The organism is Streptomyces sp. NPDC059875, assembly GCF_042731085.1.
Lineage (GTDB): Bacteria > Actinomycetota > Actinomycetes > Streptomycetales > Streptomycetaceae > Streptomyces.
The window spans coordinates 182,446-204,295 of sequence record NZ_JBHWJZ010000002.1 but is presented as its reverse complement, the minus strand read 5'-3'; the positions used below and the strand labels follow the sequence as shown (position 1 = coordinate 204,295).

Sequence of the window (21,850 nt, the reverse complement as noted above, 5' to 3'; positions counted from 1 at the left end):
GACAGCCTCCTCAGGGGCGACTGACTTGAGTGTCTAACTGAGTGACAACGCCCGCGCACAATCACGGACGTCCACGGACTTCCGTCGCAGGTCAGCGGCGCATCCTAACCGGATCGTACTCACGCCCGAATTACTTCGGGACGAAGAAGTCCAACCTGAATGGCCAGTGATGCCCCGGCATCTCAGGGGTGCCCAAAGGTGGCGAGGTTGGATGACACCACCGCCAGGTGGTGCGAGGTTGCCCAGGCCCGCCACTCCGTTCCGCCTCCAGCCTTGGGCCTCTGACGATTCGCGCACTCGTTCAGCCGGGCGTCACCCCACGACGTTCGCGCGCCTGTGTCTGGCCAGTGAGGAGAGTCGACCAAGTCAGCGCTCAGAACAAAGAAGTCGTCATTGCCGGGGCGCACTCGCGGATAGACGAAGACCTGCCAGGCATCCGGTGTCGTGTAGCGCATGTTGGGATCCGGCGTCCCCCTGGACTTCACGGGCATCCGGGGATGCGTCACGCCGAAGTCTCCGAAGTCTGGGGATTTCCCGCAGTATCCATTGAGGACGCGCCGCCAGAGCTGTGCGTCTCTCCGGGCCACCGGCGTTGCTCGGCCCCTCGGGAAGCCTGTCAGGTTGACCGGGAAGGCGCCGGCAGCAACGCACTCGTGGCGCCAGCCCCATGAGGCAAGGGCCTCCAAGGCGAGGACTGCGCGTTCAGCAAGTCGATCCCTTTCGATCTCCGAATCCACAGGACCGGCATCGATGAGGAGGTCAACTTCCTCTGGTTCAAGGTGTAACACCTTGAGGAGCCCGCGGATCTGGGCGTGATCGGGAAGGCACTGAGCCGAGTCAACAGCAACAGAAACCCGGAAACAGGCACCATGCTGATGCTCCGCCGTAGCCCGTGCCGCCTCAACCAGGACGCCTCTTTCGTCTGTGTGCCGAACGACCGGGCACATAGCTACGCCACGGAATCCGAGGGACTCACTGAGGCGGGCGATCGGACCACCGGCATCGCCCTCAAGGACGCGGGCTACCGGTAAGGCTCCGCTGTCGACAGTCAGGACCGTCCCCTGGGGCACTGCGTCCATCGCACGGTCACAGAAGGTCTCCAGAGCATCCCGGACGTCTGGGTCAGGGACCAGCTCCATGACAGGGCGGATGCATGAGCGGACAGCTGGCGTGACATGCCCAAGAGCCGAGAACTCCCCCGCTTTGCCCTTGAGTATCGGAACGTAAGCCAACGGCTTCCCCCCAGCGCACTCAGCACCAAGCCAATGGATGTCTCGCTCACTCCAACCAGAGTGTGACGAGAACCCGTCATCTCGGGTAGGGGCATAAACCAGCCGCAAGTCTCATTCTTGACCCACTGGCTAGCTCAGTCCGTGCACCGGGAGCACGGACTGAGGCGACAAAGCGTGTGAGTGACGTGTGAGCAGCGTGGCGTTCAAGGGACCTGTTGGCGTTTACGCAGGTAAACCGCACACCTGGACGCGCCTCGGCCATGCCCTCCGGAGCCGTGTGCGCAGGTTCGAATCCTGCCGGGGGCACTTCGATAGGAGTGCCGGAAGACCCCTGGACAGCAGAAATGCTAGTCAGGGGTCTTCTTATGTCTGCGGCAAAACGCACCCGTCCCACCTTGCCGTCACTTCGTCGACGCGAACCGCTCTGCCCTGGCCCCTTCATCGCGGCACACGCGCAAGGTCCCCGTTGTCCGATCCCACGGAACCGATGCGCGCGGGACACGTGAGACGCGAGGCCCAGCGGGACACTCTCCCCTGAGGCGCGTGTGCCGTGACCTGCAGTTTCGCCGGTCAGCTTCAGGGCTATGGCCCACAGAGCGGCAGACCGTTGCACCTTTTGGAGCTCAGCTGGCCACGGTTCGAGACGAAGGCGCCGCCTTGGACACTATCCCGCCTTCACCGGCAGACATCTCGACCTGGCACAAGGCAGGGCCTTTTGCTGACTATTTCTCAACTGTATTCGTCCAGCAGCGCGGCGATGCGCAGGTTCGCGACGGCCTGGCGCCCTATGAGGCACTTCGCATACCGGGTCATGAGCACTTCGACGCTGTTGCCTGCCCGTTCCGCAACCTCACTGAGATCGACGCCGGCGTTCAACCAGAAGACCGGGCCGAGTGCCGCAGGTCATTGGCGCGGGCGACGAGAGGGAAGCCTGCAGGTCCGACGGGAGGGCGGGTTCGCGGGCCTCATGCCAGACGCGGTCATAGGTTCTGGATCCCATGATGCCGCTCTTCTCGTTGAAGAACAGCCGACCTTCGTCCGCCGTGCTGAAGTCCGGCGCCCTCGTGCGCAACCCCACGACTTCGGGCGGGAGCGGCGCCGGACGAGTGTCTCCTGGAGGAGGGATCTTCAGGCCGCGCACTTCGTCAGATCGTCCGCTGTCGGGTCCACTTCTTGCCGGCCTGGGGGCGGGTGGCAAGAAAGATCACGTTGCCCCACCCGTCCGCCTGCAGTTTGCAGTCCGGTAGGGCGAGGGCAACAGCCTCGGCCGGCCGCAGCCCGGCGTAGTGCATCCCCGCGAAGGGTCGACCAGCTCCGCCCACGCGCCCCAGCTTGGCAGAATCGGTGATCCGCCAGCTGACCCTGGTCAGCGGATCGGCACGGAACTTGCCCTGCTCACTCGCATAAATGGCTGCCGACTCCGGCGTCGGCGTCTCTGGTGAGTCTGGGCAAGTCTGCTGCCCGTCGAGGCCCTCGCCACCCAGTGGGGTATCACGCCACGACCACCGTCGGGCAAGACCGTCTGGGCCGAAGCACTCGGCCCAGACGGTGTCGGCCGCGGGCACCTCAGCTAGGACTGGCCACCTTCCTCCGCTTCCTGGTCCGTTTCCAGCCGCCGCCACAACCGCTCGGCGATTTCCACCAGCGTCCCTTCACCAGGCATTCGCCACTGCTTCGGCCCTTGGACTGCACTCCACTGTTCCCGCCACTCGGCCCGCTGCCAGATGTGGTTCACCAGTCCGCCTGGCGAGTAGCGCTGGCCGTCCGCCTCCCAGAGGATCGGTGCCTTGCGGTCGTTGACCCAGGTAGCCCGACGGCGGCGCGGGTCCTGGTCGAGCCAGGCGCCGATGGCCCGCTCTTCGGTGTCACTGGGTGCGTAGGTCAGAGGGGTGCCGTCGGGGATGAGGTCGTGGTCGACGAGTAGGTGAATCGTCGGCGGACGCTTCGCACGCTTCTTGCCGACTGCCGTCACGAACTCCGAGAGGTCAGGGGTGCCGTTCCCAGCGTCGAGTGTCAGCAAGACTGCTTGAACCAGCTGTCTGGACTTCTCCTCATTGGCGAAGGTACTGGTGATGTAGCTCTTGCTGGTGAAGAGATTGTCGACCATGTTGATCAGGCATGCCAGGACACTTCGCACCTCGTCGGGCACGCCCTGCAGAATCGTGTCCCAGTCACTGTCGGGTTCTTCGATGACCTCGCTGCCGATGCGTTGGAACACCACGTGGGCGGCCAGCAGCGCTCCGCTGTCGGCGATGGATGCCGCCCTCCCCGACAGGGCCGACCGGAACTTCGTGAGCTCGTCGCGAATTTCCCGCAGGAGTTGCACGGACCGCCAGATCTGGTAGGCACTCGGCTGTTGCCCGAACAGGCGGGTGTACGCGCCGTCGGCGCCTTCCTTCCACAAGGCCTCGGTCGATCCCTTCACCCGGACCGCGAAGGTGGGATCCCGATAGGCACAGGCGAGCGCGGTGGCCGCCTCAGTGACCGAGCAGCCCGACTCGGGAGCCGGCTCCATCTCTCCACGCCGAAAGACGTACTCCTTGTCGAGCGAGAGCTTGAAGTCCTTCTGGATCTCGCTCTGAACAGGATCGATGGCGATGAAATCCCGCCGCTCCATGTGGTTCTGAGTGTTCGTGGCCTTGGTGATGCTCTGGGCGAACCCCTCAGGCGTTCCCTGCACCGAAACGATCCGGACGGAGACGTACGCTTCCGCCACCGCGTCCGGGTCCTTCTCGAAAGCCCGGTTCGCCGAGGTTACGGTCTGCGCCCCGTTCACAACGCTGGCGTTACGGAGGGTGAGAGAGATCGGGGCGCCGGTCGTGCGCTTCGCGAAGAACTCCCGCTCGATGGTGTCGCACTGCACCGTGATGCCATTGTGGCGGTAGAGGAAGCCGTCGGGATCTTCCAACATGCTGTCGACCAGGGTCTTGTTAACTCCGGTGAGTCCGAGCGACTTACGAACGTTCCGGTCGTAGAGGCGCTCACCGTTCTCTGCGTACCATTGGGCCAGCTCCGCGGCGCTCACCTCGCCAACGATGGCCTTGTAGGGAGTCTCGCGGTCATGCCAACCCTCGGTCATCTTCGCGGTGAGCGTGATCGGCTGCGGCTCCAGATCTTCCCGAATCGCTCGGTGGAAATCCGCCTGGTCCACGACTCTGTATTCAACGGTGCGACCGAAGCCGCCGAATTCGCGGGCCGCCTCATCGAGGATGTTGCGAATCTCGGACGAGAGCCGACCGTCTCCCATGAGGGCGACGACCAGGTGCACCTTGCAGGTAGGCAGTTTGAGAACCCCGTGCACCCTGTCGCCGAGGAGTCGCAGCCGCTCGTTGAACTGGTCGAAGTCCCGATTGTCGAGCTTCTTGAGACCGTGAATGAGCTTGAGCGCCGCCTCGGTGTCGAAGCCTGCCGTCCCTGAGTTCTTCCACTTCGCCTGGATCAGCCAGAGTTCCGCTCCGGAAGGAGAGAACGCCACCGAGTCGATACCGAAGTCGTCCCGGCCGTCGATCACCCCAGCGGCCGCCTCGTCCGATGTGCAGTCCGTCAGAATGCGTGCCGCCTTCGCCGACACGGCCCGGGACAAGAGAGCGGTCTCACGCTCCTTGGGGTCCTTCTTCTCGAAGTCGTCCATGGAGATTCGGTCAGCGAACTCCCTCAGCAGCGCCTCTCGAACTTGCCGCACCTCCAGCGGCATCCGCTGTGAGCTGTTCCCCATCCCCGCTCCTCCCCCTTGCCTGTCCTGACCGCCCAGCCTACCCAGGTGATTCAATCGAGCGGCCAGTCATCCGAGGAGAGGAAGCAGAGCCAGCAGGATGCACGGTCACCGCAGACTGCCCTGCCGGCTGTGTGGGCCGGACCCACGCCGCTGGGGAGATCTCGCTTGCAACAGCTGGATGGGGCTCCCTTGTTCTCATCCGGCGTCCGGCCACTTCTCCGGGGGTGTCCGGCGTTGTGCCTGGCGGGCGTTCTCGGCTCGTAGGGTCGTCAGCCAGGGCCAGAGGTCCGGTCGTGGTTGTGCCGAGCAGGCGAGGCGGTGCTCTATGCGGCATCGCTGGGACGGGTCCGGTGGGCATACGCCGTAGACCGTCACCCGCCCGTCGGAGAGCACGATCCATCGATGCTCCGCCGGGACCACATGTGCCAACGGTGTCATGTCCGGCTCCAGCAGCACCCAGTCGTGCTCCAGTGTCGGCACAAGATCCGCCAGCAGTCCGCAGTACGGGCAGCTCGACCGACCGGCCCCCAGTCGGCGTGGCCCCTCTTCGAAATCCCCCATACCGCGAGGGTCGACAGTCCAGGCCTCCGTGCGAAGAGCGCGAACCGGACGGGACGCGTGAGGTGATCGTCCGTCAGTGGGACGTGACGCGACTCGGCAGGTGGCGGCGACACCCAGCGGCACTCGCCACACGGCCGAGTCGTGGTCAGGAGCGCTTGAAGAACTCGACCTCCGCCAGGGCTATGTGGCGGCCCTTGGAGAGGCCCGCCGACTCGCGGATGATCAGTTGGACCGAGACCACGTCGCTGTAACCCGTCTGGATCGTCTGGGGGCCCGGCTTGTCGGCCAGGGTCACGGCCTTTCTGTGGACCTTGCCGTCCGATGCGGTCACCACCAGGTCCGCTTTCGTCGGGCGGGCCTGGTCGCGGAATTGTTCCGGCTTCTTCGAGACGCCCGTGTGGACGACAACGTCCACCAAGCGGAACGGGGAGCGGAACGTGAAGGAGATCGAGTCGCCCGCCGCCGGGGCTCCCCAGTACGTGTTGCTCAGGCCGTCCGTCGCCAGCGTTGCCCCGTGCTTCGGCACCGATGCCGTGGCCTCGACCGATGCCGGGGTGATGTGCGTCGCCTTGGACAGCTTGTCCCGTACGTCCTCGTACACCCAACGGCCGGTCGGGATCAGGAAGTAGCCGCCCACCAGGAGTCCCAGCACCACGACCGCGATCACCGATCGGCGCGCCCACTGGCCCGAGCCCGAGCGCACCCGGCGGCGGAACGGCCACACCGTCCGCCACCACGGCAGCGGCGCCACCTGGGCCGTCTGGCGCAGCGGGGTCGCGCAGCGGCGGCAGAAGCGGCGGTCCGGCGCGTTCGGTGTTCCGCACGACGGGCACGGGGGGCCCACCTGCTGCCCCTGTGCCGCCGACGGGCGTACCTTCGGGCGCTGCGCGATCGGTTTCGCCGGCTTCACCGCTCCCACCGCGGGCTCCTCCGGCTGCGGTGCCGGCGCGGGCGGGCTGATGGGGACAGGTGTCGGTGTGGGGGACGGACTGGGGGGCGGAGTGGGGGTGTTCGTCGGCCGGTGTGTGGGCCTGGGTGGGGTCGTGGGAACGAGCGCGGTCGTGGGAGCAGGGCGGTCTGTGCGGGTGTCTGTGTCCGCCTCGGGTTGCGTCGGAGAATCCGTCGGGAGATCCGACGGAAGGCCCGTGGGGAGATCCGATGGAAGGCCGGACGGGACATCCGACGGTAGGCCGGACTGGAGATCCGACGGTAGGCCCGCCGCGAGGTCCGGTTGGAAGCCCCTCAGCAGTCCCCTCAGGAATCCCGTCTGGGATTCCGTCGGGGGTTCCGTCGGGAGCTCAGTCGGAAGTCCCGAGGGGAGTTCCGACGCGAGTACCGGCGCAAGTGCCGACGGGAGTTCCGCTGCAGCCGCGGATGGCGGTGCGAGCGGGAGTTGCGGTGCCTCCTCCTCCCGCTCCTTCTTCTCACCCTCCTGCGACCAGCCCAAGTACGCGCCGCAGTTTCCGCAGAAGTCGTCCGTGTCGGCGTTCGCCGTGCCGCAGTCCGGGCAGGGGCGCATCGTCAGGTGCCTTCCTCGTCGGGGCGGCCGGTGAGGATCTCCACTCGGCAGGTGAGGTGGACCGGGCAGGTCGCCGTGACCACGTCCAGGACCTGGTGGGCGGTCACCGTTCGTGTTCCGGTCGGCCAGGCCCTTACCAGGAGTTCGCCCGTCGGGGGCGGTGGTAGGGCCGCGCTCGGTGTCCTTGACCATGTCGCTCCGCCGCCGTCGATGATCTGGGCCTCCACCCCCAGGCACAGGCGCAGCCGTTCCTCCAGGCCTCGGCGCGTGCCGCGCCAGCGGTGGAGCTCCATCGCTCGGGCCACGACCGTTCTGGCCAGTTCCTCCGGCCACTCCTCGTCCAGCTCCACGCCCAGCCAGCTCGAGAGCCAGCGCAGGAAGTCCGGGGGCGTGAGCGCGGGGTCGAAGTACGCCGGGAGGTTGTCCAGCGTCGAGAGCACCGGGGCCAGGACCGTGTCGAGGCCGGCCGTGAAGCGCTGCGCGAGGTCGTCGTCCGCGTACAGGGCCGGGAGCAGGGCGCCTATCGGGTGGCGGCTCGGCAGGCCGGGGATCGCGGCTCTGGTCATGCTCCGCCGCCCAAGTCCCCCGTGGTGACGACCACGTGGTGCTGGTAGGAGAAGACCAGGGCGTTGCGTGCCACGTCGATCCGCTCGGCAGGGGCGCCTCGGCGGCCGGTGACCGGGTCGGCGGGGAAGAGTCGGACCTCCTCCACCAGGGCGTTCTGCGCCGCGCGTTGGAGGACGGCGAAGACCTCTCCGTACTGGACGGGACGGCCGAACGCCCAGCCCGTGCCGTCGGCTCCGCCGTGCAGCGGGTTGAGGTGCCGGAACAGCGCGGCCAGCGCGGCCTCCCGTACCCGGTCCGCGTCCTGGACCTCGGCCACGAGCCGGGCGACCACCGTGACGCCCTGGTAGGAGGGAGGTTCGACCACCAGGCGAGTGCCGACCAGGCGGCGCTCGTCGAGGCGGGTGGTGATCGCGGACAGGACCTGGTCCGAGGGGATCAGTTGCTCGAAGCGGAGACGGTCGTCGCCCTCGTCCGCCACCGCGTCCGGCACGATCAGCACCCGTACGGCGCCGCCCTCCCCCGCCACGGCCGGCAGACAGCGCACCCGCTTCACCGAGGGGGCCGCCTCCCGGGCGATGAACTCGTAGTCCTCCGCCGTGACCGCCCGGTCCCGTACCCGCAGCACGTGCGGGGCCCTCACCTTGGCGTTGTCCACGGTCTCGCCGTCGACCCCGCCGCGCGCCGCCTCGCGGTTCTCGACCCGGGCGATGTACGGGACGGAGCTGCGCAGCACCGAGATCGCGCCGCGCGCCACATTGCCCGCCGCGCCGCCGCCGGTGCGGTAGCGCGGGACGCGCACCTGGGCGCCCTGGTCGGGCACCGCGCCGTAGGTACGCAGGGTGCCGTCCGGCTCGCGCACCGCGGGCGGGAAGGCGAACTCTCCGGTGGTGGCGTCCACGACCACGTGCCGGTCGGTGGGTGACGAGTCGCCGAAGTGGTCGACCGGCGTCCAGGTCTGCCAGCCGTCGGCCGAGGACACCTCGACCACCGGCGGTTCGCCGTCGAGCAGCAGCGGCGGCCTGGGCAGCCGGAACCGCTGGCCCGCCACCCCGTCGGAGGCGCCGAGGGGGGTGTCGTGCACGGTCTCCGCGTGCTCGACCGTCATCGTGCCGCCGACGGTGAACACCTCCGCCTCGCGGACGGTCGGGGACTCCGAGTAGAAGGGCTGGCCGGCCTCCGGGGCGGTGACGCGGCAGCGCAGCCATCCGGCGCGGGTGCCGGCGACCACCGACGCGGTGTGCCCGGCCGGTACGAACACGATGACCTCGCCGGGCCTGTTGAGCCCGCCCGTGGTGTCCGAACCCGTCTCGCAGACGACCCACCGCGCGCCGTCCCACGCCTCCCACACGAGGGGCGGCTGCCGGGGGTCGACACCGACGCCCTCGACCCTGCTGTCCAGCCGGACGGCGACGATGCAGCGCGGTACGGCGGTCGGCAGACCGAACAGCAGCGCGTCGCCGGGCGCCGGGGCGGCCTGGAAGCAGGGGATGTCCCGGCCTTCGCCGAGCGCGGTCGTACGGTCCGTCTGCTCGCCCCCGGCCGGGGCGGTCACCAGGCGGGTCAGCGAGCTGGGCACGATCGGCAGGTCGGCGGTGGTGCTGAACACCACCGCCTCCTCCGTCTCGCTGCGTACGGTGGCCACCTCGACGCCCGCCCGCAGCATCACGGTGTCGGGCTGGGGCGCGGACAGCCAGAAGTCGATGTCCGCCGTCGCCGCCGTGGGCGGGAAAAGACGGACGCCCAACAGGTCCAGGAAGGCCGCGTAGTTCTTCTCCGGCACCCGGTTCAGTCGGTAGAGCAGCTGGTCGACCATGTACGCGAACGTCTCGATGAGCGTGACCCCGGGGTCCGACACGTTGTGGTCGGTCCACTCCGGCGCCCGCTGCTGCACATAGCGCTTCGCCTCGTCGACGAGCTGCTGGAAGCGGCGGTCGTCCAGGTTGGGTGAGGGCAGGGCCATCAGCGTGCTCCTGCCTCGTCGGCGCCCTCGGTGGAGGGGATGGAGTAGAACGGGAAGACCAGGTTCCGCAGGTCGTTGGTGGACCGCACGGTGTACCGGACGTCGATGTAGAACGTGCCGTCGTCCACGGCGTCGAACGCGACCACCACGTCCTCGACCTCGATGCGCGGCTCCCAGCGTTCCAGCGCCGTACGCACCTCGTGGCCGATGCGGCCCGCGGTCGCGCCGTCGCCCGGTGCGAAGACGTAGTCGTGGATCCCGCAGCCGAACTCGGGGCGCATCGGGCGCTCCCCCGGTGCCGTGCCGAGCACGAGGCGGATCGCCTCCTCGATCTCCCGGTCGCGCTCCACCATGCCGATCCCGCCGGTGGGCCCCACCCGCAGCGGGAAGCCCCAGCCCCGTCCGATGAACCGCTCGCTCACATCGGCCCCCCGATGAGGACGTTCGGCGCACCGACGACGATCTGTGCCCCGCAGGCCGTCTGGTCCCGTACGCACGCGGCGGGCAGCCCGCCGATCAGCACGGCCCCGGTCACCGCGGCGCGCGGGTTCGGCATGATCACGTTGGCCGGGCCGAGGTAGGCGTGCGCCGGGCAGGTGTGCACACTCCCGGTCACCGCGGCCGGCTTGCCACCGATGAGCACGGTGGGGACCATGACGGCGCCGGGCGGCGGGGTGGCGATGAGACCGCCGTGGGCCGTGGCGTCTCCGACGCGGGCTGCGGGAGGCATCTTCGTCTTTCTCCTTGCTGAAGTGGTCTGTGGTGTAGGGGAGGCGGTGGGGGTGGGGGTGGGGGTGGGGGTGGGGGTGGGGGTGGGGGTGGGGTGGTCGCCCTGGGTGGGAACCCCCAGTTGAGGGGGAACCCCTAGTTGAGGCGGATCATCCGTGCCTTGATCGTCGCGAGCAGCCCGCCGTCGACCGTGACCCCCGTCTTGCCGTTGATCGACACCGATCGGCCGTTCAGCTCGATGTCCCCGGTACCCGCGTCGAGCGTGATGCCGCGCGGCGTCAGCGTCACCGAGCTCAACGCCCGTCTGCCGCCCGGGCCCAGGACGGTGAGTTCGATCTGGTTGCGGCGCTCGTCGAGCTTCACCTCCAGCCGCTTGTTGCCGCTGGCCAGGCGCACCCCGGACGTTCCGCGCGGGATGTCGAGCAGTTCGAGCCGGTGGCCCGAACGGGACACCAGGGAACGGCGTTGGACCTTGCCGCTCGTCTTGTCGACCAGCGGGACGTCGTGCGGGGACGGTTTGTCGACCCCGTTGTAGAGGCCGCCGAGCACGTACGGACTGTCGAGCAGTCCCTGCTCGAAGCCGACGAGCACCTCGTCGTTGACCTCGGGGCTGAACACCCCTCCCCCGCCCTGGCCGCCCCACTGGACGGTCCGTACCCAGTCCGTCACGTATGTGGCGTCGAGCCAGGGGAACTTCAGCTTCACCCAGCCGCGCTGGCCCCCGCCCGTCTCACGGATGTCGGTGACCACGCCGATCGCCAGGCCGGGCATGCGCGGCCCGCGCGCGGGCGCGTTCGCCCCCGTGGCGAGGCCCGTGAGGGAGCGGTCGGGCGAGGAGCTGACGATCACGGTCGTGCGGTAGCCGCCCTGCGGCTCCAGGACGTGGTGCGCGGCGGTCGCGGTGTACCGGCCGGAGAACTCCTTGCCCACGTTGCCCAGGGTGACCGGCTTGCCCGCCCGCAGCTTGGGGTTGCCCTCGGCGACCGCCTCGATCTCGCCGAACCCGGCGCTCACCGACGCGGCCACCGAACCGGCCACGGCCGTCGTCTCGGCCTGCGTGCGGTACGGGGTGTCGGCGACGGTGACCTTGGCCTTCGCACCGAACGCGGACGCCACCGAGGGGTTCATCCCGGGGGTGACGGTCGTGCTGCGGACGGACGGCTTGGTGGCCACCAGCGGCGTCTTCGTGGTCACGTTCCAGCCGCGTACCTCCACGTTGCCCGCCCCGTCGGCCCCCGTCAGGACGGCCCGCAGGGCCAGCAGGTTACGGCCGTACTCGAGGACCATCGGGCTGCGGGTCGCCGGGGTGGACGGGGCCGGCGCCGACGCGGCGGGCGTCGGCTTCACGAACTGGAGCAGCCCCTTCTCGTCGATCCGCACCTGGGCGCCGCTCTCGCCCGCCAGGTACTGGAGGAACTCCCAGTCGGAGACGTTCGCCTGCGACAGCTGCTGGTGCGTGACGGGCGAGGCCTGGATCCTGCCGCAGGCGAGACCGGCACCGGCGGCGACCTTCCGGACGATGTCCGCGGTGGTCATGTTGCGGTACGCGACGACCTTGCGGCCCCGCTGGAGGCGGTGCGCCTTGGAGTACGCGCGGATCACCGTGAACGACCCCGTGGTGTCGGTGTCCAGCTCGAGTGCTGTCACCTCGCCGGCGAACAGCCGCTCCTTGGCCTTCCCCTGGACCGTCACCACCGAGATCTTCAGCTGCGTACCGATGGTGATGCCGGTGGCGGTGAGCAGTTCGTGGTTCGGGTCGCGGTACGTCAGCAGGGCGGTGTCCGGCAGTCCGACGTTCTCGTCGACCACACAGCTCACCAACTGCGCGACCCAGGCGGGCGGCAGCTCGGCGGGGGCCTCGACGATCGGGTCCGCCGCGAACGATCGGCCGCCCCGCTCCTCACCGGCGTTCATCGGCCTTCCTCCTCCGCGGGCGTGTCCTCGGTGCCCGGTACGACCAGTTCCGTACCGGGGACGAGGACCATGGGGTCGTCGATTCCGTTGGCCTCGGCGATGGCGCGCCACGCGGTGGCGTCCCCGTACTCGCGCCAGGCCAGCAGCGGCAGGCTGTCGCCCGCGACGACGCGGTGCGTGCGTCGCGCCTCGCGCGAGCCCGAGGTCGGGTTCTGGCCCGCCGGGTCGACGCTCGCCTCCTCGATGGAGAGCGAGCAGGTGGCGCGCAGCGGCTTCCCGTCGACGTCGAACAGGGTGTAGTTGACGGACAGGTTGGACAGCACGCCGTCGAACGAGGTCGTCTTCGACGTGCCCCATTCGAAGCGCACCCACGGGCTGGCGGGCGTCTTGCGGGCCAGGCTGGCTTTGGTGGGCACGCAGGCGATCATCATCTGCTGGACGGCCAGCTCCACGGAGTTGTCGTGCTTGGCCGTCCCGTCGAGGAAGACGTCCAGGGACAGCGAACGCGGTCCGCTGCCGACGAATTCGGGCAGGGCCGACTGGCCCGCCATCCGGGAGGGCGTGCGGCGCCACTCGGTGGTCTTGCTGAGGGACAGCGTCGACGGGTTGAACTGGAGCTTGATGCGGGCGAGCGTGCCGCCCGGCTTGGCGCCGACCTTCGCGGGCGGCTCCATGATCGTCAGTTGGGCTCGGGCGCGGCTCGCTCGGCGGGCGGGTGCCATCTCGTACGTTCCTCCTTTCCGTGGGGCGGGTCGGTTCTCAGGAGGGCCGCAGGCCCTCGTGGGCGATCTCCAGCGTCTCGATGGCTGCCTGGGAGTCGGCCGGGTCGAACGACGGTCCCTGCCAGCGCACCGGGACGATGCCCAGCACCTGCCAGCTGACGATGCGGCTGAGGTCGGGCCTGAGCGCGACGATCTCGCCGTCCTTGGGCTCGACCCGCTGGAGGATCTCGTCGAGCCAGCGGGCGATCTTCGCGGTGTCGGACGTCACCGGCCGGGTCAGGGTGATGTTGGACCAGGTGATGCGGCCCGGGAGCTGCCAGGCGAACCCGTTGTTGCCGCCCTCCGCGTACTGCTCCATCTCCACCTCGGCCCCCAGACCGGAGCAGGTGTGGAAGGCGCCCAGGTCGTTGCCGCCGATCGCGAGGCGGAAGAACACGCTCGTCGCGACGATGTCGTTCGTCATCTTTCTCCTTGCCCCGGGGCACGTTCTGGTTCTGTCTGCTGGTGTACGGGTGTTGGTACGGGTGCGGGTAGGGGTACGGGTGCGGGGTCAGCGGCGGCCGTCGTAGGGGCGACCGGTGCGTTCCCGCCCTCGGCGCATCTCGGCCCTCAGCAGCCGGGCCACCGGGTCCAGCAGGTGCCGGGCCAGCTCGTCCAGCTCGGCTCCGCGCGGCGCGGGCTTGGCGGGGCCGGCGGCCGAGGTCGGGGTGGCGGCGGTGGCGTTGGCGTTGGTCCGGGTGGAGGAGTCGACGGCGCGGGCGACCGGGGTCACCGGGATGCCGCCGAGCCCGGCATCGGCCATCCGCTGTACGGCCTTGGCCTGGAGCCGGTCGGGCCGGTTCGCACCCTGCCCGCGCGACGGCTCGGGGCCGAGTCGCGGCGCCCCGACCGCCGGCGCGCCGGGCCCGGTGGCCGTGGTGAGCGGCATCGGCTGGGCCAGGCGCTGCACGGGGGCGGACGTGTCCCCGGAGCCCGGCCGCGTCGTGGCGCTCCCCTGCGGGTCGAGGCGTACGAGCGGCACGGCGGCGGGGGTGGGCGCGGGGGCGGGCCGGTTCGCCGCCGAGGGGGCGGGGCGCACCGGGGCGGGGGTGGAGGAGCGTTGGATCGGGGCCGCCGGTGTCGGTGGGTGGCTCGGCGGCGTCGGGGCCGGGGTGGCGGGGCGTGTCCGGGCGACATCCGCGTCCACGGGCGTGGTGGCGGTCCGGGGTGCCTGTCGGGTCGGCAGGTCGTGTGCGTTCGGTGCGGACGGGGAGTCGGGCGCAGCGGGACGCAGCCGGGCCATGAGTCCCCGGCGGGGTGACGGCGTCGGGTAGGTGGGGGTGGTGGTCTGGCGTGGTGCCTTGCTGCTGCTTCGCTGGACCTGGGGTGTGTCCTGCCGCTGGTCGGCACGCTGTACGGGCGCGGGCCCGGGGGCGGTCCGTCCGCCGGCGGACGGTGCCTGGGCGGGAGTGGCCGTGGATCGGGACGTGGGCTGCACGGGGTCGCGGCGCCAGGTGGCGGCCACTACGGGGCGGGAGGACCCGGCCCCCGGAGTGGGTGCTGGTGCGGAGAACCCTTCGGCGGCTCCCGTACTGACGACGAGCGGCCGGTCGGCGAGCAGCCGGCGCGAGCGCTGGACCGCGGGAACGGGGATCGAGCCGCCCGCTGTGGGCCGCTCTACCTTCGGGGCCCCGGTTGCAGGGGTGTTCGCGCCGGAATCCGCCTGGTCGGGCGAGGCGGTCCCCACCGCGCGGGACACAGGGACGAGCGGCTCCGGTCGCGGGTCCGCCGGGCTCGTGGCCGGAACCACCGGGGTGTCGAAGTGGGGCCGTACAGGGGTCTGTTGACCCACGCCACCGTCCATCGGGGCGGACGGCGTGTTGGAGGGCGTGTTGCCGGGGCGTGCCGGCGACGCGCTCTCCGTGGGCGCGGTGGAGCGCTGCGCCACCGGGGCGCCGCCGAGCAGGGGTGCGGCCGGGGTGGGCGTCGAGTTCGGGGTCCGGGTGGCCGTCGGGGGCAGTTCCCGCAGGGGTGCGCCGAGCCCGGCCCGGGTGGTGGGCTTCGGTCCGGCCGTTCCCGGCCGGGACGGTGCCGATCCCGTCGGGCCCGACTCGCCTCCCACCGAGGTCGCGGTCGAGGTCGAGGTGGCGGCCGTCGGCCGGCTCTCCTCGGCGTCGGTCACCCGGCGCATGACGGTCAGCGGTGGCGCCTCGGCTTCCCGCGCGGGCGCCGGGGCCGTCGCGTCGATCGACGCCGTGGAACCCATCTGCCGTGCCGTGGCGGGCAGTTCACCGAGCGGCTCGCCAAGCCCCGGCCGTACAGGGGTACGTGCCCGGGCGGAGCCGTCGGCTCGCTCCGCCCGGGCGATCACGGGGGTGGTACCGGTGGCGGCCGGTGCCGGGTTCTCCCGTACGGGATTCCCGTCGGGGGATGGGTTGGTCGCCCGGTCGGCGGCCGTGGCCGGTGCTCGCGGCGGAACCGCGGCAACCACACGCGGTGGCATCGCCGGGCGCCTGGCCACGACCAACGGGGCGCCGACCGGGCGCGGCCGGACGGGGGCCGGCCGCGTCCGCCGGGGGGAGGCGGACGATTCGGGGCTCTGGGGCGCCCGGTCTGTGGTGGTGGGTCCGTTCGCGCCGGCCGACGCGGCATGCCTGGGAGCGGCGGAGTCATCGGAGGCATGGGGCGCCGCGCCCACAACGGGAAGCGCGGTGGCCCCGACCCCGCCCGCGTCGGACCGCGGGACAGCCCCAGGGGCCGTACGCCGAAGGATGGTGGGCGTATCGGAGTTCCTGGGCGCGCGGGCTGTCGTGGGTCCGCTCGCGTCTGCCGGCCGTACGGTCGGCCCGGAAGATCGGGGGGCGGCGGGCGACGCGGGCGACTCGGAACCCGCCCCCGCGCCACGGCCGTCGGTCACCGCACGCCGGGACACGACCAGGGACGCGGAGCCCGTGGGCGTCTCGGAACCCGACCCCGCGCCGGGGCCGTCGCTCTCGGTCCGCCGGGGGGACACGACCAACGGCTCGGAGCCGCTGGGCGGCTCGGACGCCGACCCCGCGCCGGGGCCGTCGCCCACCGTACGCCTGGACACGACAAGCGACTCGGAGCCGCCGGGCCCCGAACCCAGCAGGGGCGCGGCGGAGGGACCGCTCCCCTCGGCGCGGTCGGGGGCCGGCGTCGTCCGCCCGGGGGCGGCGGACGACGCCGGGGTCTTGGATTCCGAACCCGTGCCGGTACCGCTCACGGTCCGCCGGTACACGACCAACGGGTCGGAGGCTTCGGGCCCCGGGACCGGCACGGGTCCGGGTACGGCGGTGGGACCGTTCGCGTCCGAGCGCTCCGGGTTCGATGTCGTCCGGCCCGCCCGCGTCGGACCGCTCTCCTCGGAACGCCCTGCCGTCGGAGCCGCCGTACTCCGGGCGCGCTGGATCGGGCGCTCGGCCCCCAAAGACCCCAGCTCCGGCTCCGGTTCCCCCTCCGGCCGCACCACGCGCAGCAGGAGCGGGCCGCCGCCCTCGATCGGTGTCGTACGCGGGGCGGCGGGGCGGGCGACTCCGTGGATCAGGCCGGCGGGGGCGGACGGCAGGAGGCCGTGACCGAGTCCCGCCGTGAGCGTCGGGTTCTGCCACGCGGCGAGACCCGAACGGAAGCGCAGCCCGTCGCTCACGCCCAGGGTCGAGCGCGCGATGGTGACCGGTGGCCGGCCGGCCTCGCGCCAGCCTCCGTCCCAGTCCGGGAGCCCGGCCGGAGCCTCCGGTGCGGCGGCACCCGCCGAGGCCGGACCCGGATCCCGTACGCCGGACTCGGACGCCCCGGACTCGGGCGCGCCGGACTCCGGTGCCGCGTCCCGCCGGAACCTGTCCCAGAAGCCCATGCCGTCACCCGCCTTCGTTCACCCGTGTGTTGATCCGCGCTATCTCCCGCACCCACTGCTGACGCTCGGCGTGGGTGAGGTCGAGGATGTCCTCGCGCTGCCAGTGGAAGTGGTAGGCGACGTACGCGATCTCCTCCCGCAACCGGGGAAGGGCGTACGTCACGATTCCCCCAGGCGCCCGCCGGAGAGGTCCACCTCGAAGGAGTCGTGGCAGTGCGGGCAGGTCACCGCGGCGTGCGTGTGCCCCTCGCTGTTGATCCGCCGGTAGAAGTCCTGGAGGAAGGCGACGTCGGTCGCGTACATGCGCTCGACGACCCCGGCGTGGACGTCGGTGATCGTGCCCAGCTGGGTGATCACCTGGCTGAGCAGCACCACGCTCAGGTACGCCGGGTTCTCCTTCACCCGCAGGTCGATCTGCGGTCGCAGCTCGTCCCGGGCCGTCGCCAGGCGCATGGACCCCGTGCGGTGGACCGTGCCCTCGTCGTCGACGTACCCGCGCGGCAGCTCGAAGGTGAACTCGGTGCGGAGTTCCTCGCGTTGCCCCGCCGGACCCGAAGCCGGGGCCGGGGCCGGGGCGGCCGCCGGAGCGGCGGCCGCGCGGTCGGCGGACGAGGCGGCGGCTGCCTCGAGGAGCTCCTCCAGGCCGCCCGAAGTGACCGTCCTGCGCCTCATTCGATCACGATCTCCTCGAAGGTGATGGTCACCGTCTCGGTGGCGGCGCTGGACTCGCCGGCCTTGAGCGAGGGACCTTCCCACTTGCTCGCCCAGCCCTGCATGAGCTGGACGCGGCGGACGGTCTCGCCGGCGGCGTCCTTGATCTCGATCGTGAGGTTCTGCCGGGCGGAGTCGACCGCGCCGTTCTCGAGCGTCTCCTTGATCCACTTGGTGAACTCGGTGCTCTTGTCCATGCCGCGGGTGATCGTCACCTCACCGGCCTGGCGCGCGCCCGGCTGCTTGCGGATGAGCAGCTTGCCGTCAGGGGTCACCTGCCGGACCTCGACGACATCCTCCTCCATGGTCATGCCGCTGATCTCCTGGATCGACTCGACCATGTAGCCGCCCAGCTGGACCCCGAAGATATGAGTGGAAAGAGCGTCGCCCTCTGCCATGACTGCTTGTCACCTTTTCCTGTTACTCGTTGACGAGGCTGGTGCTGTCGGAGAACTGGGACAGCCGGAAGATCACGAACTCGGCCGGCTTGACCGGCGCCACCCCGATCTCGCAGATCACCTGGCCGAGGTCGACCGACTCCGGCGGGTTGTTGTCGCGATCGCACTTGACGTAGAACGCCTCCGAGGCGGTGCTCCCGAAGAGCGCGCCCCGGCGCCATTCCTCGCTGAGGAAGGCGGTGACGTTCCGCCGGATGCTGGACCACAGCCGGTCGTCGTTCGGCTCGAAGACCACCCACTGGGTGCCAAGGAGGATGGACTCCTCCAGGTAGTTGAAGAGCCGGCGGACGTTGAGGTACCGCCAGGCCGGGTCCGACGACAGGGTGCGGGCGCCCCAGATGCGGATGCCGCGGCCGGGGAAGGCGCGCACGCAGTTCACGCCGATGGGGTTGAGCAGGTCCTGCTCGCCCTTGCTGAGACGGATCTCCAGGTCGACGGCGCCGCGGATGACCTCGTTGGCCGGGGCCTTGTGCACACCGCGCTCGCCGTCGCTGCGCGCCCAGACGCCCGCGACGTGGCCGCTGGGCGGGACGGTGGTGTTGCGTCCGGTGGCCGGGTCGAAGACCGAGATCCAGGGGTAGTACAGGGTGGCGTAGCGGGAGTCGTAGCCGGCCTCGTCCTGGCGCCAGGTACGGATCTTCTGCGCGTTCATGGCGGGCGGGGAGTCCAGGACCGCGACGCGGTCGCCCATCTGCTCGCAGTGGGAGATGACGGCGAGCTGGACGGTCCTGAGGCCCTCGGCGTCGATCTCGCCGCGCTGGTACGCGCTCATCAGGTCCGGTACGGCGACCATGGTGATCTCGTCGATGGCCTCGAGACCGGCGAAGCCGGTGCGGGCGGAGGAGTCACCGACGTACTCGTTCGGGTCGAGCCGCGCGACGCCGCCCGGGCCCTTGGCGGCCGGTGCGGCGGCGGGCGCCGCGGCCAGCGTGAAGGTCTGCGTCTCGGGCCGGGTCTGCGTCGCGCCCGGCTGTTCGGCGATCTGGACGAGCTTCGACTCGCGGACCTGGTTGAGCAGGTAGCCCTTGACGTTCTTGCGGATGGAGGCCTCGTACGTCTCCACCACCTTGCCGCCCTGGCGGACCAGCAGCTTGAAGCGGTCCTCCGGCGGGTTCTCGCCGTCGGCGTCGGCGATCTCCACCGAGACCTCCGCTCCGGCGCCGGGCCTGGCCGACACCAGGAAGCCGCCGATCGCGGTGGGCGCGGGCGCCTGGAGTGCGGCGGGCTGCCCGCCGTCGGCCTGGTCGGCCGCGGGGCCGCCGACGCGGACGACGTACGCCGTGCCGCCGCCGTTGGCGAAGTAGCCGTAGACGGAGTGGGCGAGGTACGTGCCCTCCGTGAAACCGCCGAACGTCTGGACGTACTGGTCCCAGTTGGTCACCAGGGTCGGACGGTGGAACGGCCCCTGCTCCGCGAACCCGACGAAGGCGGCAACCGCCGTGCCCACACCTTCGATCGGCCGCGCACCGGACTGCACCTCCTCCACGTACACGCCCGGGGTCAGGTACGACGGCATACTCGCTCCTTCAAGTGGCCACTGGGTCACCACCGAGTCTCACTGCCGTGATGTGCCTGGTCATAGGCCCGGGAGTCCCCGCCGAAGGGCAACGGTGCTGCCTGAACGGGCAGGTGGGGCGGGGCAACCCGGCACCGCGGACCGACGTCCGACGTCAGAGGCCCGGCGTCCGAGGTCCGGCGGTCCGTGCCACCCCGGCACCTCGCGACGACCTGCCTCAACCCGCCGTCGGGGTCCGGTCGCTGTTCAGCCAGGGGCCGAACTCGCTCTCGAGCACCAGGCGGCCGAGCTTGCGGTACTCCTGCAGCACCGCGGAGACGACCTGCGCCATGCCGAGCGGCTTCCCCGCCTCCGCCGCGAGGTAGGCCGCGGTCACGGCGCAGGCGCGGATCGAGCCCCCCGCGAGCTCGAAGCGGTCCGCGCAGAACGCCAGGTCGAGGCCGTCGTCCCGGGGCATCTCGGGGCCCAGGCAGCGGTCCCACAGCGCCAGCCGCTGCCGCGCGTCGGGCATGGGGAAGTCGGCGATCACATCGATGCGGCGCGTGAACGCCTCGTCCAGATTGGCCCGGAGGTTGGTGGTGAGGACGGCGATCCCGTCGAAGGACTCCATCCGTTGGAGCAGGTAGGCCGATTCGATGTTGGCGTGGCGGTCGTGGGCGTCCTTCACCTCGGAGCGCTTCCCGAAGATCGCGTCCGCCTCGTCGAAGAGGAGGACCCCGTTCACCTCGGACGCCTCGACGAAGATCCGCTCCAGGTTCTTCTCCGTCTCGCCGACGTACTTGTCGACGACCGTGGAGAGGTCCACCACGTAGAGCTCCATGCCCAGTTCGGCGGCCACCACCTCCGCCGACATCGTCTTGCCCGTGCCGGACTCGCCCGCGAACAGGGCGATCACTCCGCGCCCGCGTCCGCCACCCGGACGCATCCGCCACCGGCCGAGCACCTGGTCGCGGTGGCGGGCGCGCAGGGCGAGTTCGCCGAGCTGGCGGCGGGTGGGCGGGGGCAGGACGAGGTCGTCCCAACCGACGCCGGGTTCGATGCGCCGGGCGAGGCGTTCGAGGCCGGCGCCGTTCTGCGCGCGTACGGCGGCCCGTAGATCCTGGGGTCCGACGGGGCGCCGCTCGACCGCCGCCGCGCGGACGGCGACCGTGGCGGCCTTGCGCACCTGCTCGGCGTCGAGGCGGTACGAGAGGACGGCCGCGCCGAGTTCGTCGTCGGCGGGAAGGCCGACGGGCGGCGTGATCGAACCCGTCGCCTCCGCCAGCGCCTGGCGCCACTGGGCGACCTTGCGTCCGGTGGCGGGCGGGCCGACCGTGAACGGGACCGGGCTGTGCCGGGACCACAGGGGGTCCCAGCTCTTCGTCCCGTACGTGATCAGCGGGACGCCCGCCGCGGCGCCGCACAGGTCGCGCAACCACCGGGCCCGCTCCGGGCGTTCGGGTTCGAGTGCTTCGAGCGGGCCGACGACGATGCCGCCGCCGCACAGCCTGGCCTCGGTCGCGAGGAGGTGCGGCAACCGGGCGACCTCGGGGCCCGTGGTGAGCGCGGCGACGTCGAGGACCAGGGGGCGTCGGCCCGCGGCCGTGAGCGCCTCGACGGCGACCCGGCCGGCGTCGCCGCCCCGGTCCCGGAGATGGACGGGGCCGCTGCCGGTGGTGGCGGCCGCGGCCACGCGAAGGACCGTCTCCTCGTACGGCCCCGGGTCGCCCGAGCCCGTACCGACGAGGCCGACCAGGCCGGTCAGTCGGCCGTCCGGTTCGTCGTCGCCGAGCAGATGGGCGGCGACCCTGTCGGGGACCCGCAGCGTCCGGGAGAGGAACGGACGGTCGGGTTCCGTGATCTCCAGGAGTCCGCCGGCGACGAGGGGCGCGGTGGTGGAGAAGCGGAACCGCCCCGGGCCCGCGACGGGCAGCCCGCACAGGTCGAGGGCGAGTCCGATCGTCGGGCGCCGCCGGGTGAGGTCGTCGTTGAGGTAGCCGTAGAGCGCCTCGAACCGGGCGTCGACGTCGGGGGCGAGGGCGACGAGCAGCAACTCCTCGTCCACCGGGAGGAGTTCGAAGTCCTCTGCGAGCCGCCGCAGCCGCGACCCGGGGGGTACGGCGCGCCCGTCCCCCAGCCAGTCCCCCGGCCCGGCACCCGAGCCCGTATCGGGGTGGAACGCGGTCGGGGCCCGCAGGATCCGCTCCGCGCCCTCCGGGGTGAGGTACTGGCCCCGGTACGGGTCGTCCGGGGCCGGATCGTCCGCGCGGCGCGCCGCCACCGCCTCGCGCACCCGCAGCTCGACACGGGCGAGCCGCTCCCAGAGGTGCGTGAGCCCGGCCGGGTCCCCGTCCAGAAGGGTACGTACGTCGTCGTTCCGGCTCGCCACGTCGTCCTGTTCCACCACGTCGTCC

Annotated in this window: 19 protein-coding genes; all 19 read right to left on the bottom strand. The window is 71.1% G+C overall.

Features of this window, described 5'->3' with window-relative positions:
- Positions 1 to 182 precede the first annotated feature (182 nt).
- Entirely contained in the window at positions 183 to 1,232 is a 1,050-nt protein-coding gene (locus tag ACFV9D_RS02860) for a beta family protein (protein WP_385139880.1), read from the bottom strand.
- A gap of 729 nt (positions 1,233 to 1,961) precedes the next feature.
- A complete protein-coding gene (locus tag ACFV9D_RS02855; RefSeq protein ID WP_385139877.1) occupies positions 1,962 to 2,108 on the bottom strand; it encodes a hypothetical protein in 147 nt (48 codons plus the stop codon).
- A 269-nt stretch (positions 2,109 to 2,377) separates the two neighbouring features.
- A complete protein-coding gene (locus tag ACFV9D_RS02850; protein WP_385139875.1) occupies positions 2,378 to 2,554 on the bottom strand; it encodes a hypothetical protein in 177 nt (58 codons plus the stop codon).
- Positions 2,555 to 2,802: 248 nt separating this feature from the next.
- On the bottom strand, positions 2,803 to 4,947 hold the full coding sequence (locus ACFV9D_RS02845) for an AIPR family protein (protein ID WP_385139872.1): 2,145 nt from the start codon (positions 4,945 to 4,947) through the stop codon (positions 2,803 to 2,805).
- 195 nt (positions 4,948 to 5,142) lie between these two features.
- The gene (locus ACFV9D_RS02840; RefSeq protein WP_385139869.1) at positions 5,143 to 5,508 is read right to left on the bottom strand and encodes a DUF6083 domain-containing protein; all 366 of its coding nucleotides are present in this window, start codon (positions 5,506 to 5,508) and stop codon (positions 5,143 to 5,145) included.
- 145 nt (positions 5,509 to 5,653) lie between these two features.
- Positions 5,654 to 6,427, bottom strand: coding sequence for a zinc ribbon domain-containing protein (locus ACFV9D_RS02835; RefSeq protein WP_385139866.1), 774 nt, complete (start codon positions 6,425 to 6,427; stop codon positions 5,654 to 5,656).
- Between the two features lie 602 nt (positions 6,428 to 7,029).
- Positions 7,030 to 7,593: a phage tail protein I gene (locus tag ACFV9D_RS02830; RefSeq protein WP_385139863.1), complete on the bottom strand. Its 564-nt coding sequence runs from the start codon at positions 7,591 to 7,593 to the stop codon at positions 7,030 to 7,032.
- Entirely contained in the window at positions 7,590 to 9,554 is a 1,965-nt protein-coding gene (locus ACFV9D_RS02825; protein ID WP_385139860.1) for a putative baseplate assembly protein, read from the bottom strand. Before ACFV9D_RS02825 ends, ACFV9D_RS02830 begins: the two co-directional genes overlap by 4 nt.
- Positions 9,554 to 9,976: a GPW/gp25 family protein gene (locus ACFV9D_RS02820; protein ID WP_385139857.1), complete on the bottom strand. Its 423-nt coding sequence runs from the start codon at positions 9,974 to 9,976 to the stop codon at positions 9,554 to 9,556. The genes ACFV9D_RS02825 and ACFV9D_RS02820 overlap by 1 nt, the downstream gene beginning before the upstream one ends.
- Positions 9,973 to 10,284 carry a PAAR domain-containing protein gene (locus tag ACFV9D_RS02815; RefSeq protein WP_385139854.1) on the bottom strand — a complete coding sequence of 104 codons (312 nt, stop codon included), beginning with the start codon at positions 10,282 to 10,284 and terminating at the stop codon, positions 9,973 to 9,975. The genes ACFV9D_RS02820 and ACFV9D_RS02815 overlap by 4 nt, the downstream gene beginning before the upstream one ends.
- Before the next feature lie 134 nt (positions 10,285 to 10,418).
- On the bottom strand, positions 10,419 to 12,197 hold the full coding sequence (locus ACFV9D_RS02810) for a VgrG-related protein (protein ID WP_385139851.1): 1,779 nt from the start codon (positions 12,195 to 12,197) through the stop codon (positions 10,419 to 10,421).
- The gene (locus ACFV9D_RS02805; RefSeq protein WP_385139848.1) at positions 12,194 to 12,919 is read right to left on the bottom strand and encodes a LysM peptidoglycan-binding domain-containing protein; all 726 of its coding nucleotides are present in this window, start codon (positions 12,917 to 12,919) and stop codon (positions 12,194 to 12,196) included. The genes ACFV9D_RS02810 and ACFV9D_RS02805 overlap by 4 nt, the downstream gene beginning before the upstream one ends.
- A gap of 37 nt (positions 12,920 to 12,956) precedes the next feature.
- A complete protein-coding gene (locus tag ACFV9D_RS02800) occupies positions 12,957 to 13,382 on the bottom strand; it encodes a phage tail protein (RefSeq protein ID WP_385139845.1) in 426 nt (141 codons plus the stop codon).
- Between the two features lie 87 nt (positions 13,383 to 13,469).
- Positions 13,470 to 16,772 carry a hypothetical protein gene (locus tag ACFV9D_RS02795; protein ID WP_385139843.1) on the bottom strand — a complete coding sequence of 1,101 codons (3,303 nt, stop codon included), beginning with the start codon at positions 16,770 to 16,772 and terminating at the stop codon, positions 13,470 to 13,472.
- Positions 16,773 to 16,776: 4 nt separating this feature from the next.
- Positions 16,777 to 16,935, bottom strand: a complete 159-nt coding sequence (locus ACFV9D_RS02790) for a DUF6760 family protein (RefSeq protein WP_018492281.1) — start codon at positions 16,933 to 16,935, stop codon at positions 16,777 to 16,779.
- Complete coding sequence (locus tag ACFV9D_RS02785; protein WP_385139840.1) at positions 16,932 to 17,444, bottom strand: hypothetical protein; 513 nt, start codon at positions 17,442 to 17,444, stop codon at positions 16,932 to 16,934. The genes ACFV9D_RS02790 and ACFV9D_RS02785 overlap by 4 nt, the downstream gene beginning before the upstream one ends.
- Positions 17,441 to 17,881, bottom strand: coding sequence for a phage tail protein (locus ACFV9D_RS02780; protein WP_385139837.1), 441 nt, complete (start codon positions 17,879 to 17,881; stop codon positions 17,441 to 17,443). Before ACFV9D_RS02780 ends, ACFV9D_RS02785 begins: the two co-directional genes overlap by 4 nt.
- A 22-nt stretch (positions 17,882 to 17,903) precedes the next feature.
- Entirely contained in the window at positions 17,904 to 19,457 is a 1,554-nt protein-coding gene (locus tag ACFV9D_RS02775) for a phage tail sheath family protein (protein WP_385139833.1), read from the bottom strand.
- 217 nt (positions 19,458 to 19,674) lie between these two features.
- On the bottom strand, positions 19,675 to 21,792 hold the full coding sequence (locus ACFV9D_RS02770) for an ATP-binding protein (RefSeq protein WP_385140446.1): 2,118 nt from the start codon (positions 21,790 to 21,792) through the stop codon (positions 19,675 to 19,677).
- Positions 21,793 to 21,850 lie beyond the last annotated feature (58 nt).

Coding starts and splice junctions, on each gene's coding strand:
- ACFV9D_RS02845 (WP_385139872.1), bottom strand. CDS start 4,947: ATGGGGAACAGCTCACAGCGGATGCCGCTGGAGGTGCGGCAAGTTCGA.
- ACFV9D_RS02840 (WP_385139869.1), bottom strand. CDS start 5,508: ATGGGGGATTTCGAAGAGGGGCCACGCCGACTGGGGGCCGGTCGGTCG.
- ACFV9D_RS02830 (WP_385139863.1), bottom strand. CDS start 7,593: ATGACCAGAGCCGCGATCCCCGGCCTGCCGAGCCGCCACCCGATAGGC.
- ACFV9D_RS02825 (WP_385139860.1), bottom strand. CDS start 9,554: ATGGCCCTGCCCTCACCCAACCTGGACGACCGCCGCTTCCAGCAGCTC.
- ACFV9D_RS02815 (WP_385139854.1), bottom strand. CDS start 10,284: ATGCCTCCCGCAGCCCGCGTCGGAGACGCCACGGCCCACGGCGGTCTC.
- ACFV9D_RS02810 (WP_385139851.1), bottom strand. CDS start 12,197: ATGAACGCCGGTGAGGAGCGGGGCGGCCGATCGTTCGCGGCGGACCCG.
- ACFV9D_RS02805 (WP_385139848.1), bottom strand. CDS start 12,919: ATGGCACCCGCCCGCCGAGCGAGCCGCGCCCGAGCCCAACTGACGATC.
- ACFV9D_RS02800 (WP_385139845.1), bottom strand. CDS start 13,382: ATGACGAACGACATCGTCGCGACGAGCGTGTTCTTCCGCCTCGCGATC.
- ACFV9D_RS02795 (WP_385139843.1), bottom strand. CDS start 16,772: ATGGGCTTCTGGGACAGGTTCCGGCGGGACGCGGCACCGGAGTCCGGC.
- ACFV9D_RS02785 (WP_385139840.1), bottom strand. CDS start 17,444: ATGAGGCGCAGGACGGTCACTTCGGGCGGCCTGGAGGAGCTCCTCGAG.
- ACFV9D_RS02780 (WP_385139837.1), bottom strand. CDS start 17,881: ATGGCAGAGGGCGACGCTCTTTCCACTCATATCTTCGGGGTCCAGCTG.
- ACFV9D_RS02775 (WP_385139833.1), bottom strand. CDS start 19,457: ATGCCGTCGTACCTGACCCCGGGCGTGTACGTGGAGGAGGTGCAGTCC.